A 14,278-nucleotide genomic window follows, 5' to 3' on the forward strand; every position below is an offset into this window, starting at 1 on the left:
TTATACAGGCAACCAATTTAAAAATCAAGTCGTATCTGTTTATACAAGTATTAAGGTATTTGATGTCGGTACCTACCAATAAAAATGTTTAAACTAACTGTCTTTAATTTTAACAAGCTTAAAAGCTATGCGGACTGGAAACTCTTCGTATTTCTGGTGCTTTTTTTAAACATCAAGCTCGAAGTTAAATTATTGGCCATCGTATTGATCTACTTATTTCAATTCGACTTTAAATTTGGCTTCAGCGTTAAAAATTCAAGGCTGCCGCTTTTTTACCTGCTTATTATACCCATTGCGTTAATCAGCCTCATCATTACCCAAAGCTATCAAAACGCGCATTACTGGCTGGTTTTTGCTACCGGCATCGGTTTCTGGTTAATGGCTATCCTGGCAGTGCACCAGGTTAAGTTAATGGTCGAAAAAAATGATACCGAAACCATCCATCGCACCATCAGCCTGTTTTTTGTAGTGAACGCCCTTTTTTCAATAGGCAATTTGCTGTTGATCATCTGGCGCATACACGATCCCAACCCATATACTTACAAAGGCCTCAACCAATTGTACTTTATCAATACCGGCGATAACATCAAAGGGCTCACATTCGATATCTCATCAACTAACGGAGCATTGAATGTGCTGGGAGTAATTTACTTCCTGGTTAGAAAGCAGCCCGTAATGCTGCTCATCTGCATGGTAACGCTGCTGCTTACCACCAGTAATTTAATTACTGTAGTACTGCTGCTTACCCTGGCGCTCATCTATATTTTTAACAGCACCAAAGATCAAAAAAGCATGATTGCCATTTGCGGGATGCTTTTTGTGCTGTTTATGTTTAAGATCTCGCCGCAAAACACCCGTTATGTTAAAGAACAGGCGCAAAGGGCAATGCACATTCCGGTTGATACCAGCTTCAGGCTCGACCGCGACACCATCCGCATTACTGACAAACCCGACAGCACACTTAATTTCGATGAAAAGCGCCAGAAATTTGCGGCACTGTACCTCGATAGCCTTAACAGGGCAATGAACCCCGAAAAGGTTAAACCGTCGCCCATACCCGATCATATCGCCATTAAACCAAAATGGAAATATGCTTATGAGTTTCGCCCGGCCTGGACAATTGAACCCGAAAAAAAGATACTGCTCGATTTTATTGCCGAACACCCGCAAGAATTGCCGCTCTCATCGCATAAAAAATATGTTGCCGGTTTCCCCGGAAAACTAACCGGTATCATTCAAACCATCCTGGCCTTATATCATAACCCGGCAGATATCCTTACCGGTTTGGGCATTGGCAATTTCTCGTCAAAAATCGCTTTCCGGGCATCCGGTTTGGGTTTACGTGGCAAGTATCCCGAAAGGTACACCTATATCAGCCCTGCTTTTATGAGCAACCACCTCGATCTGTATATGAACTTTTTTAGCCGCGACCTTGGCCTGCACTCCATCACCAACAACCCCTCATCTGTATTTGATCAATTGTTATCAGAGTACGGATTGCTTGGCTTGCTCGCTTTTGTTTTTGGCTATCTGTGGTTTTTCGCGCGTAATTATAAGGTGCTTACTTATGGTTTGCCGTTGCTGCTCATCATCACAACGTTCTTTTTCATCGATTATTGGTTTGAGCAATTATCACTTGTGGTAATGTTTGAGTTGATGATGTTTCTGAACATTAAGGAAAACAAAACTTTAATGCCCCATGGAAACTAACCCGATGATCACCGTTTTGATGCCTGCTTACAATGCAGAGCGTTACATAGCCGAAGCTATCGCATCGGTGCTACAGCAAACCTACGCCGATTTTGAACTGATCATTGTTAACGATGGCTCAACCGATGGTACCCGCAATATCATCCGCACCTTTAAAGATCCGCGCATCAAATTGATCGACCAGCCCAACATGGGCGTAGCCGCGGCATTGAATACAGGCCTTGAACATGCTACAGCGCCTTACATTGCCCGCTTTGATGCCGATGATATCTGCTATCCCGAAAGGCTTGAAAAACAACTGCATTTTTTACAACACAACCCCGAATACATTTTGGTAGGCAGCGATGCCGAATACATTATCGAGAACGGCGATTTCCTTTTCAATTTCCAATGTATTGCACACACGCACGATGAAATTATGGCCAAGCTGTATTTCTATTGCCCTTTTATCCACCCAACGGTGATGTATAAAAAAGAAAGCGTGCGTAATGCCGGCGGTTACCCCAATCACGCGCACAATTTTGAAGACTATTTGCTGTGGACCAATATTGCCCGCATAGGCAAATTGTACAATATGCCCCAGCCTCTCATCAAGTACCGTCTTAACCCTACTTCGGTTACTATTGATGAGCGGTGGCGGGGCAAACGCTTCCGCGAGATAAAACGCACGGCCATAACCCGCGGCTCAATTACACCGGTTGAAGGTGATGAACTGCTGGCCATTATTAAAGCTCAGGACGTTTGGAAAATAAAGCAGGGCTCGTACCATGCCCTTTGCGGGAAGAAGTTTCTGGCCAATAATTATGAGCCTGAAAAGGCGCGTAAGCATGTGCGCAAGGCCATTAAAATATATCCGTTCCGGTTTGATAATTATTTACTGTACACCGTAAGCTACCTGCCCGAAAGGCTGATAGCCTGGCTACATAAACTTAGCCCCAACAGATTATGAGCAGCCGTACAAAAATATTTGTTGATGCGCACGCATTTGATGCCGGTTACCAGGGCACGCAAACCTTTATCAGGGAACTGTACGCCGGGTTGATGCATACCCATCCCGAACTGGATATTTACTGGGGCGCCTACCACACCGAGCGCATAGAGGCAGCACTCCCATCGGTAAACCCGGCCAATATATTACGCTACAAAAACGTCAATGGTGGCATGGGCAGGTTTTTGTTCGATATACCGTCGTACATAAAAAAGCACCGGTTTGATTTTGCGCACTTTCAGTACATGGCACCACCAAAGCAAAACAACTGCAGGTACATTGTTACCCTGCACGATGTTCTGTTCAATACCTTCCCTGCCGATTTTTCATTTGCCTACCGCAGCAGCCGTAACCTGCTGTTTGGCCGGAGCATTAAAAGCGCCGCTATAAAAACCACGGTATCGGCTTACTCAAAACAACACATCGCACACGATTATAACATCGCGGCAAGTAGTATACACGTAATACCCAATGGCGTAAACAACTCGCTTACCAAATTTAATTACAGTAAAGCCGGCACGGCAAAAACGATACAGGAAAAGTTTGGCGTAAGCAATTTTGTACTTTACGTTAGCCGGATTGAACCCCGTAAAAACCATGCGCTTTTACTAAAAAAACACATCAGTCTCGGTTTGTTCGATCGTGGTATCGCGCTGGTATTCATCGGCAGCGAATCGGTTAATGTACCGGAGCTGCAGGTGTTGATCAACAACCTTACCCCAGGGCAAAAGGCTTTATTTTACTGGTTTCCGCAGGTTAGCCAGGCCGATCTGGCAGCATTTTACAGTGCCTGCCGCCTGTTTGTTTATCCATCAAAAGCCGAAGGCTTTGGCATACCACCCTTAGAGGCCGCTGTTTGTAAGGCCCCGGTTTTGTGCTCATCAGCAACAGCTATGAGCAGCTTTGATTTTTTTAATCCATACACCTTCGATCCGCAAAATGAGCATGATTTTGAACAAAAGTTTTTGCAGATGATCGATACACCACCGAATGATAACTACCTGAACAATATAGCTGATATCGTAGCCCAACAATACCAATGGCAGCGCAGCAGCGAATTATTTTATAATCTATTAAGCTGATCACTCAATATGAAACTACGAATTGCAATATTAGGCACACGCGGCATCCCCAATTTTTATGGCGGTTTTGAACATATATCCGAGTATGTGTCGGCCGGCCTGGTTAAACGCGGTCACTCGGTAACAGTTTACAACTCGCACAATCACCCCTACCAACAGGATAGTTGGTACGGCGTTAACATTGTGCATTGTTACGACCCCGAATATGCCATCGGTACGGCCGGGCAATTTATTTATGATTATAACTGCATCCGCGATGCCGCCAAAAAAAACTTTGATGTGGTACTCATCATGGGTTATACCAGCAGCTCTGTTTGGGGTAAACTGTATCCAAAACAAAGTGTTATCATCACCAATATGGATGGCATGGAGTGGAAGCGATCAAAATACTCAAAGCCGGTACAGCAGTTTTTAAAATATGCCGAAAAATTGGCCATAAAACATAGCAATTATTATATAAGCGATGCCATTGCCATTAAAACCTACCTTGGCGAAAAGTATGGCATTGATAGCCGTTACATTCCTTACGGTGCCGACGTGTTAACTGATGATGAGAGAACAGGACAGCCATCGCAAACGGTAAACCCCGATTATTTTTTACTGATGGCCCGCATGGAGCCCGAAAACAATATCGAAACCATATTGGAAGGTTTCAATAACAGCAACTCAAAAAAGAATTTTAAAGTTTTGGGCGATACCTCAAACCGCTTTGGCAAGTTTATTACCAATCGTTTTAAAAACGACGACCGTATCCAGTTTCAGGGAGCCATATTTGATAACGTTAAGGTGCGCGCTTTGCAAAATAACTCATACCTGTACTTTCACGGGCATAGCGTTGGCGGTACCAACCCGTCGCTTTTAGAAGCCATGGCCAGCGAGGCATTGATAGCCGCGCATAACAATCCTTTTAATAAAGCAGTATTAAATTCGGATGCGTTTTATTTTTCCGATTCGACAGAGGTGCGCCAGATAGTTGAAACCGTACAACGCGACGAAGCCGGTACCCGGATGGTAAAAAACAACCTCGAAAAAATACAGTACCAGTTTAACTGGGAAAACATTATCGACCAGTACGAAGAGTTTATTATCGACTGTTATTATCATCAAAATTATGCGAAAGCTTTTGCTCATTGATGATACGCTGGCCAATAAAATAAGCTTTTACCACCTGCTTTTGCTATTGGTAAGCCTGCCGTTCGATTATTTTTTTAGCCACGTTATCCTGGTAAGTTTTGCCATACACACCTTAATTCACCTCAAAAAAAGTGAGGTTAAGCCCATCATCACGTTACGCACGTTAGTACTGCAATCGGTATTCCTGGTTACGCTAATCGCCACAACATACAGTCCCTACAAAAACCAGGCTGTTAACGATATGGGGCGCGAGATCGTGATCCTGCTCATCCCCATCCTTTTTTGCCTTAACCCATTAAATATTAAAAAATACCGCGCCCGGCTATTAACGGTTTTTGGGCTGTGCTGCACCTTAACAGTAGTGTATTTATACGTGCATGCGGTATACCTCATCAGGTATTTTCATTATCCCATCAAATTCATTTTTTCTCACGCGTTTACCAACCATAATTTTTCGGATCCTATCGGGATGCATGCCACTTTTCTTTCATTACAGGTTGGTATCGCGATCATTTGCCTGTTAACTATCATACTCAAGCCTGCCACTACAGCTACACGCATATTTTATAGTTTTTGCTGTTTGATATTGTTGGCCGGCCTCATCCAGCTAAGCTCAAAATCGGTGGTGGCGGTTATGCTTTTAACCGTCGACTTTGTGGTGCCGTTTTTTTTACTCACCGGCCGTAGGCGTATTACATTTATGGCAGGCAGCATTGCGGCTTCGTTGTTGATGATCATGCTGCTCTTTCATTCGGTTACTTTTAAGGAACGGTATTTTAATTCGTTCAGCCAGGACCTATCACAAAGGCACGGACCGGAAACTACCGACTCCAGGGTAACACGCTGGGGAATTGTGATCCAGCTGATCAGGGAGTCGCCGGTTATCGGGCATGGCTCCGGGTCAGAGATCATTTTATTAAAGGAAGCTTTTTTTAAAAACAAGCTTTACGATTCGTTTTTAAACGGGTTAAACTCGCACAATCAGTATTTAAGCTTCCTGCTCAAATCAGGTATCTGCGGGCTGCTCATTTACCTGTTTACCTTAGCCTATGGCTTTAACATCGCGTTTAAAACAACCGATGTGGTATTTATAACTTTTATGCTGCTGATAGCCATTGTATCCTTATCCGAAAACATTTTCGATGTAGATAAGGGCACCATGTTTTACGGCTTGTTCTATCCGCTGTTTGTTTTTTCGGAACGAAAAGCGGCAATATTAAAACGGGTATCTATACAAAAAAATATTTTAGCCAATGGGCAACCAGTGTGCTGATTTATACGTGTTAACTTATGTAAGATTCATATAGTTGTTGGATTAAACAAGGTTTGATTTTTCACGACGGGGCGCGATAGCACAGGGTTCAACGGTTGTTAAATAAGCGCCCCCGAGTGAAATTTAAAACAAAGCAAGGCGTTTGAAACGGGTACATTTTAAAAGTATTAAACTTTAATAAATTGTCGGACATCAAAAAAAACATATTGGCAACGCTGGCTTATTTTGATGTGTTTAACTACCCGTTAACACAGTCCGAAATATTTTTGTTCCTCGGTACAAGGTACGATCATGCTATTTTCTCAAATGCTATCTTATCACTGGTTGCAGAGCGGGCAATCTATAAATTCGATAATTTTTATACGCTAAAAAATGATCTCGGCATTGCCAAAAGGCGTAGCGCGGGCAATAAAAAAGCAGCAGAGCTGATCAAGGTAGCCGAGCGTGTTGGTAATTTGCTCATTAAGTTTCCTTATGTACGCGGTATTGGTATTTCGGGCTCGCTATCCAAAAATTTTGCCGACGAACAATCGGATATCGATCTGTTTATCATTACCGCGGGTAACCGGCTTTGGGTTGCGCGCACATTGCTGCATTTCTTCAAAAAAATGACCTTCCTGGTTAACAAGCAGCACCTGTTTTGCATGAATTATTTTATTGACGAACAGGGGCTCGAAATTGTAGAAAAGAATATTTACACCGCTATTGAGGTAGCAACACTAATACCTTTAGAAGGCGACACCGCCTTTGAGAAATTTTACTCGGCCAATCCCTGGACACGCATTTACCTGCCTAATAATTGCATGCGGGTAGCATCGGCAAAACCGGTAAAAAGCACTATTTTAAAAAGGTTGGTTGAAGCATTATTGAATAACCAGGTAGGCACGTTTTTAGATAAGCAGCTGATGCATGTAACTGCCAATCGCTGGTTAAAAAAATCGCAGCAAAAAAGGCTCAACACTCATGGCATTGTGATGGGTATGGATGCCAGCGAACATTGCGCCAAACCCGATCCCACCAATTTTCAAAACAAACTGATAGACCGCTACCAAAATAAAGTAGGTCAGCTTTTACAGCAATACGAAACCAATTTCGCGCATAGCTGATAACTCCATGCAAAGGCACTAAGATGCTCAAAGATATTTCATAGTTTTAAATCTTTGCGCCTCCGCGCCTTTGCGCGCCAATCACTTTTTCTTTAGCGAAATGATATAATAATCGCCGATAAACTTCCATGGCCAGGTAGCCTTTAATCTATTTTCCTGAGCTTTTAAAAAGCGGTAAACGCGCGGGTGTTTTTCGGCAAAGCCTTCAATGTACGATGGCGGTACGATAGTACACAAACCCTCGATACCCAACACATCAAATTCCTTTTTTAAATGCGATCTGATATACGATGGATCATAATACCAGCATTTAAAATAAGTACCTTCCACATGTGCCGCAGCGCCATTGTTGCTAAACAGCCGGCGCGTAGCCGTTTTAAATTTGCCTTTAAATATCAGCAGCATTTCCCACAGGCAAAATTTAGGCAGCACTACTAAGGTGACCATGCCACCCGGTTTCAATAAAGGCGAAAACGAGGCCAGCACTTTATCCAGTTCGCCGGTACAGTTTAAGCCCGCAAAGTTCGAAAATATCAGGTCGTACGGGCCCCGGTTTTGCAGATGCGCCAGTTGGGTAAACGAGCGCAATTCGGTAGTTACCCGGTTATGCATACCCGCTTGCCGCATTTTTTGCCTTAATTGGTTTTGCATGCCGGCGGCAATATCGGTAGCATGTACAAAGTGTCCCTGCTGTGCAAAAAATAAGGCATCTTCGCCGGTACCGCTGTTCAGTTCCAGTATCTGGCTGCCTGGCTGCAGGTATTGTAAAACATGGGCGCGTACCCGTTCGCGTTTGTAATCGATTATGGTATTTCCGGCATAAATATCGTCAAATACAGCCGATTGTTTGCCGAACGCCTCTGCGGATGCCTGCTCGTTTGCCGGGTTTAATATCTCGGTCATGCGGTTGCCCTTTCCGTGCGTTCAAGCTTATATTTCTCGATCAGCGTAAGCGGGGTATAATAAAATAGCGATAACGATCTTTTAAGAGTTTTAAAGGTTGCCGCCAGCGGGTTTTTGATCAGTTTAACCAGGCTATCGATAGCCAGGTGCTGGTGATAGTTTTGATGCACATACCGGTGCAACTGCTTATAGAACGCAGGCGGATAGGTGTTTTTATACATCAAAGCCATTTCGTCCGAATCTGTCCAGTTTGTTTTTTTCTGCAGTTCGGCTTGCACCTTCTGATAAAAAACCGTCCCCGGCAAGGGGTATGATACCGAGATGCCGATCTCGTGCGGCAATAGCTCACTGATCATTTTAATAGTTAATTCAATATCCTGTTTAGTTTCGCCCGGGTAACCAAACTGGATAAAGAACGAAGGTTTGATATGGTACTTTTTCAATAACCATGTAGCCTCATGGATCTGTTGGATGGTAGTGCCCTTGTCCATAGCATCCAGTATTTTTTGCGAACCGCTTTCGGCGCCTATCCAAACATTATCACATCCCGAAGCCGCTAAGGCGCTTATCTGTTCATCCTGCAAAAGCAAATCGGCACGACTTTGAATTTTATACCTAAAGCACAAGTTTTCCTGTTTTACCAGTCGTGCAAACTCACGTACCCAACCCGGTTTCAAACCAAAAATATCGTCGCAAAACCAGATATGGTCGGGTTGGTAATGTTGCTTCAGGTATTTCAGTTCGGCTATTACATTTTCGGGGCTGCGCGAGTTGTAGCGGCTGCCGTAAATTGGTTTGGCACACCAGTTGCATTTAAAGGGGCAACCACGGGTGGTGCCCATATTCATAGAGAAATACCCTTTACTTTTTAGCCAGGCGTTACGATACGGCTCGATATCAACCAGGTCCCAGGCGGGTAAAGGCAACTGATCCAGATCTTTTAAAACTGCCCGGCCCGGCGTGCGTTTAACGGTGCCATCTTCTTCTATAAATGCTATCCCTTCAATACTATCGTAATTGCTTACGCCTTGTTTAAGCGCGTTGGCCAGTTCGAGCAAAGTCATTTCGGCTTCGCCTATTAAAACAAAATCGGCACCGGCACGCAGGTAATCTTTATAGCGGTCGGTCGAGTCACTACTCGAAACGATAACCGTGCAGCCCCTTGCCTTAGCCAGCTTAAACATATCGAAAGCGGCCTCGCGCATATTGGTGAGGCACATTTTGGTGAGGTAGTTAAACCCGTCATCGTACACCACAAACAGGTTGGGTTGCTGCTCGTTCAATACCGGTTCAACCTCATTGGCATCAACAGCAAACATGGTATCAAACAGTGATACCTCATAGCCATTCTTCCGCATCAGTGCGGCAGCATATAGTGTACCCAGCGGTGCATAAGGCTGACCCAGTTCCCATTGCTTAGGGTCGAACCGCAAGAAGTACGAATGACTGAAAAGTATCTTATTCATGTTAGTTTAAATTAACATGCGGTTTTAAATTTAACGAGCATACACATTTAACACAGGTTGGATTGCTGCTCATGTTCAATGCTTTGCGAAAATTAACAGCCCGATCACTATTTAAAATATCAGTTAGTTCATCATCATGGATGCTGCCTATCGTATCGTGAAAAAAGCATGGCCGTACACTGCCATCGGCCTCGATAACTGCTGACACCCAGGGCGCGTTACATTTTTTAAACGGGAACGGGTTGATGTTATAAAATGCAGCGTAGTAGTGATAAATATCCTGCAGCTTTTGATCGCTTTCGGCAATAAAATATTGATCCCCGTTTCTGTTTTGATTGATCGCGGTAACAATCTGCTGCAGTTCGGGCAGCTCTTCTTCGGCTAATAAAATTTCGTGTTGCCGGGGTTCGTTCCAGGCGGTTTGGCGGTTAAACGCTTCGCTGCTTACATCGGCAGGTAAAAAACTGATCTGGTCTAAACCCATTTCTTTGGCTGCACTAATAATGTTTTCCCAATTGCGAAAGTTTAACCGGTGTATCACACTGCGGCCGGTAATTTTATAGTTAGCGTTAAGCGCTTTTAAATACTGTACCCCTTCGCGCAGTTTATTGAAAGCTCCCGGGATATTACGGATGGCATCGTGCAACTGTTCATCGCCATCTATCGAAACAATAACATCATCAACCCAGCGGATCAGCTCATCGGCATGGTGCTTTAAAGTGAGCCCGGTTGACAATAAACTAATACTGATATCCTGCTTTTTCAATATCGCGCAAAGCCTGAAAAAGTTTTTATTGAGCAACGCCTCGCCGCCCGACATGAGCACCTGTTGCGTGCCCAGTTTTTTAAGCGAACGCAGCAGGTCGGTCACATCGGTTTCGGTCAGTTGTTTCAGGTTCTTATTATCCTTCCAGATATCGCACATTACACACCGGCAGTTACAAGCGCTGTGCGGCATCAGTATCACCACCGGCAAAGCCGATATGATATTGGTTTGCAACGTGCGGTAACGTTTGTAAGTATGCAGTAACGTGGCCATGGTTTTATCTTAAAATCCTTGTATCTCGGGCTGGCGATAGCGCCATAGTTTATGCAATAGTTTAATCTCGTAGGGGTAGTTAAATACGTTGATCTTATAACGTATGCCTGCCAGTAATTTAATGGCCCGGCGTTTCATATCGCTCATGCGGATATCGGTAACGGTTGGGTAGTAGCCGTTCAGCACGGTTTCAAAATTGCGTATCTTATCGATCATTTCGGGCGTAAGCCAGGGCGTGAGCGGGTTTTTACGCAGGTCGAAACTTTCCCATGCCGGGCTTATCCAGTCTTCCAGTTTTTCGGGGAAGCTAAAGCCGCCCGCTACCACCTGTTCGTACAGTTCCGAACCCTCGGTTGGTACCGGGCTGTAGGTGTACATTACAATTTCGGTGTTGGGGTTAACTGCTTTTATTTTTTTGATGAAGTTGATATCAAAATCGATCTGCGCGGCAACTTTTTCGGGGGTTTCGGCAGGTGTACCTAATACAAAGCTGTACTCGGGCACAATGTCAAACTTTTTAAGCCTTTCGGCAAAAGCCAATATTTGCGCGCCGGTTTGTGTACCGCCTTTATCCATTTGTGCCAGCACTTCGTCGTTACCGCTTTCGGCACCAAAAAAAATACACTTACAGCCCGCCTCGCGGATAAGCGCCAGTGAAGCATCCGAATATTTACTCATGGTATCTATCCGCGCCATTCCCCACCAGGTCATGCCCTCGTTTTTAACCAGTTTTGAAAACTCTACGGCGCGCTTTTCGGATACGAAGAAATTATTATCGTGAAATTCGATAGCATCGGCACCCCATTTATCTTTAATGTATTTTACATCCTGATAAACATTTTGTGCCGACTTGGCTTTCCAGCGGGCCTCATAAATAGGCACTACCGCGCAAAAAGAGCAGGTAAACGGGCAGCCGATACTGCTGTGGTAAGCAAAGGTCTTTTCGCCAAGGTAGGTTTTACCCAGGTATTTTTCCATGGGATAAAAGCGGTTAAGCCTGTGGTAAGGCAATGGCGGCAGCGCGTCCTGGTCTATCAGATCTTCCTTTCCGTTTTTAACGATCTGTCCGTTGGCTTTATAGATCAGGTTTTTGATAAACTCGTAAGGCAAAAAGTTTTCGAGCGCATCGATCAGCTTCGGAAAGCAGTTATCACCCGGGCCGTTCACAATAAAATCAACATAGCCCGAATCCAGAACTACCTTGGAATGATTTGAAGGAAAGTACCCGCCCCATATCATGGTAGTATCTTTAAAACGTTCCTTTATTGCTTTTGCTATCGGGATAGCCTGCCGTAGTTGCGGGCCGGGCATTACGGTAAAACCGAGATACCGGTATTCGCCGGTAGCCAGATAATCCATAATGGTTTGCTGCGGATCCACCTCGCGGTTACCGTCAACTATGGCCCACTCGTATTTTCCCTCAACCGAAGCTGCTATGTTTAAAATAGAATTGGGTATTCTGAAGGTATTATTGGCGCTTTTTGGATTGAACAGCAAAACCTTATTCATAACATCTGATTGGATAAACAGCTAATTTGCATAACACACCTACTCATCAATTAGGCGTTTCTGTTAATATTACGGTAACCGCCAAAGCAGCGTTGCCTTCCCGAAAAATAAAGTCGGGGCAACCCTATTTAAAAACACGCCGTATTCCTTTTAAACTCATTTTCCCCATCAGCATGGCTATGTTACAAACCATTAAAAGCTTTATCCGCCGCAATACAACAAGCATCCACGAAAAGGGATCGGTTGAAGCTTACAATCTTTGGGCCGGCAGCTATGATGACCAGCCGGATAACCTGATGTTTTATCTCGACAGCCGGGTTTTTGGAGAATTTATGGCCGGCGTTGATTTGAAGGGAAAAAAAGTAGCAGATATAGGTTGCGGAACGGGCAGGCACTGGCCGCTTTTGTACCAGCACCAGGCAGGCGATCTGACCGGTTACGATGTATCCGAGGGGATGCTGCAAAGGCTGCACATTAAATTCCCCGATGCCGACCTGGTTAAAATAAACCGCGATGATTTTTTAGCCGATGTAGCTGATGGTACTTATAATTTCATTATCTCAACCCTAACTATCGCGCACATTGAAAACCTGGAATATGCTTTACTTGAATGGTGCCGGATATTGAAGCCGCAAGGCCAGATCATCATCACCGACTTTCATCCGCAGGCATTGGCGCAGGGTGGGCGGCGCACTTTTAAGCACGATCATCAACTGATCGGCATCCGCAATCATGTACACTCAACAGGTGCTTTGAAAAAGCTTTTTGCTGAAAAAGGATTTACAGTAATTACCGAAACAGAACGTGTGATAGATGAATCGGTAAAGCATTTTTACGAAAAACAGGATGCATTGCATGTATACAATAGTTTTAAGGGTAAACCCATGATATACGGCATCCATTTAAAAAGAGAGTGATGGTTTTAAGCGGCGTAAAACTGGTTGATAGTGAGCAGGCGGTAACCATTGGCATTGCCGATGGCAGGATAACCGGCTTATCCCCGAAGGCAGATAACGGGCCGCAATTTACCTTCAGCAATGCTGTAGCCTTTCCGGGATTGATCAATTCGCACGATCATTTGGATTTCAACCTTTTCCCGCAGTTGGGTAATAAGTTGTATTCTAACTATGTAGAGTGGAGCGAGTATATCCATAACAATTATAAAACCGAGATCGAGGCAGTGCTCAATATCCCGAAAGAGCTGCGTACGCAATGGGGTATTTATAAAAATTTGCTTTGCGGCATCACCACCGTGGTAAATCATGGCGCACAGCTGCAAATTAACGATCCGCTGATCACTGTTTTTGACCGTTGCCAAAACCTGCACTCGGTAGCACTTGAAGATAACTGGCGGTTGCGCCTTAACAACCCGCTTAAAGTGCGCATGCCAGCGGTGATACACGTAGGCGAAGGATCGGATATCAGCGCCTTTACCGAAATTAACGAACTGATCAGGTGGACGCTGCTTAACCGCGATTTGATAGGCATACATGGTGTGGCCATGAAACCCAGCCAGGCAGTAAGCTTTAAGGCCCTGGTTTGGTGCCCGCAATCAAATTATTACCTGCTTAATAAAACAGCCGATATCGGTACGCTGAAAATGGCTACCGATATCCTGTTTGGTACCGACTCCACCCTTACCTCAACCTGGGACCTGTGGGACCATATCCGGATGGCGCAAACAACCGGAATGATGAACGATAATGAATTGTATGATACGCTAACCGATAATCCCGCAAAGGCATGGAAGTTGAACTGTGGTAAAATAGCCGCGGGTAAGGATGCCGATATCGTGATAAGTAAAGATAAGGGGGGCTTTTGCGCAACCCGGCCTGCCGATATTTTAATGGTGATACACCAGGGTAATATTCGCCTTTTTGATGAGGAGTTGTACGAACAGGTTAGCGCTGCACATATCGATACCTCAGGCTACAGCCGGATAGTTATTGGCAATAGCTGCAAATATGTACAGGGTGATTTGCCGGGTTTGATGGAACAGATCAAACAATACCAGGCCGATGTACAGTTTCCGGTAAGTACGCACATTAAATCAGCATTAGTTACTTAA

12 protein-coding genes are annotated in these 14,278 nt (G+C 44.5%); 8 read left to right on the forward strand and 4 right to left on the reverse strand.

The genetic code is table 11. The features are described 5' to 3' along the window. Positions 1 to 84: 84 nt before the first annotated feature. From ACFGVR_RS05325 to ACFGVR_RS05350, 6 genes are all read left to right on the forward strand, one after another. Positions 85 to 1,710: a hypothetical protein gene (locus tag ACFGVR_RS05325; RefSeq protein ID WP_448701616.1), complete on the forward strand. Its 1,626-nt coding sequence runs from the start codon at positions 85 to 87 to the stop codon at positions 1,708 to 1,710. Beyond that, positions 1,700 to 2,659 (forward strand): glycosyltransferase, encoded by a 960-nt coding sequence (locus ACFGVR_RS05330; protein ID WP_448701617.1) that lies wholly within the window; start codon positions 1,700 to 1,702, stop codon positions 2,657 to 2,659. Before ACFGVR_RS05325 ends, ACFGVR_RS05330 begins: the two co-directional genes overlap by 11 nt. Next, positions 2,656 to 3,780, forward strand: a complete 1,125-nt coding sequence (locus ACFGVR_RS05335) for a glycosyltransferase family 4 protein (RefSeq protein WP_448701619.1) — start codon at positions 2,656 to 2,658, stop codon at positions 3,778 to 3,780. Before ACFGVR_RS05330 ends, ACFGVR_RS05335 begins: the two co-directional genes overlap by 4 nt. Positions 3,781 to 3,789: 9 nt before the next feature. After that, entirely contained in the window at positions 3,790 to 4,914 is a 1,125-nt protein-coding gene (locus ACFGVR_RS05340) for a DUF1972 domain-containing protein (protein ID WP_448701620.1), read from the forward strand. Further along, complete coding sequence (locus tag ACFGVR_RS05345; RefSeq protein ID WP_448701621.1) at positions 4,892 to 6,187, forward strand: O-antigen ligase family protein; 1,296 nt, start codon at positions 4,892 to 4,894, stop codon at positions 6,185 to 6,187. Before ACFGVR_RS05340 ends, ACFGVR_RS05345 begins: the two co-directional genes overlap by 23 nt. 182 nt (positions 6,188 to 6,369) lie before the next feature. After that, positions 6,370 to 7,293: a nucleotidyltransferase domain-containing protein gene (locus ACFGVR_RS05350; RefSeq protein WP_448701623.1), complete on the forward strand. Its 924-nt coding sequence runs from the start codon at positions 6,370 to 6,372 to the stop codon at positions 7,291 to 7,293. An 81-nt stretch (positions 7,294 to 7,374) separates the two neighbouring features. Here ACFGVR_RS05350 and ACFGVR_RS05355 read toward each other — a convergent pair whose 3' ends face one another. The 4 genes from ACFGVR_RS05355 to ACFGVR_RS05370 are packed head-to-tail and all read right to left on the reverse strand — an operon-like array spanning position 7,375 to position 12,210. Beyond that, positions 7,375 to 8,196, reverse strand: a complete 822-nt coding sequence (locus ACFGVR_RS05355; RefSeq protein ID WP_448701624.1) for a class I SAM-dependent methyltransferase — start codon at positions 8,194 to 8,196, stop codon at positions 7,375 to 7,377. Continuing rightward, positions 8,193 to 9,662: a B12-binding domain-containing radical SAM protein gene (locus ACFGVR_RS05360; protein WP_448701625.1), complete on the reverse strand. Its 1,470-nt coding sequence runs from the start codon at positions 9,660 to 9,662 to the stop codon at positions 8,193 to 8,195. Before ACFGVR_RS05360 ends, ACFGVR_RS05355 begins: the two co-directional genes overlap by 4 nt. A 1-nt stretch (position 9,663) precedes the next feature. Continuing rightward, positions 9,664 to 10,701 (reverse strand): radical SAM protein, encoded by a 1,038-nt coding sequence (locus tag ACFGVR_RS05365; RefSeq protein WP_448701626.1) that lies wholly within the window; start codon positions 10,699 to 10,701, stop codon positions 9,664 to 9,666. 9 nt (positions 10,702 to 10,710) lie between these two features. Next, a complete protein-coding gene (locus ACFGVR_RS05370) occupies positions 10,711 to 12,210 on the reverse strand; it encodes a B12-binding domain-containing radical SAM protein (protein WP_448701627.1) in 1,500 nt (499 codons plus the stop codon). 26 nt (positions 12,211 to 12,236) lie between these two features. On the opposite strand from ACFGVR_RS05370, the gene ACFGVR_RS05375 reads away from it, so the two are divergent. Continuing rightward, on the forward strand, positions 12,237 to 13,127 hold the full coding sequence (locus ACFGVR_RS05375; protein ID WP_448701628.1) for a class I SAM-dependent methyltransferase: 891 nt from the start codon (positions 12,237 to 12,239) through the stop codon (positions 13,125 to 13,127). After that, entirely contained in the window at positions 13,127 to 14,278 is a 1,152-nt protein-coding gene (locus tag ACFGVR_RS05380) for an amidohydrolase family protein (protein ID WP_448701630.1), read from the forward strand. The genes ACFGVR_RS05375 and ACFGVR_RS05380 overlap by 1 nt, the downstream gene beginning before the upstream one ends.

The organism is Mucilaginibacter aureus (assembly GCF_053514885.1).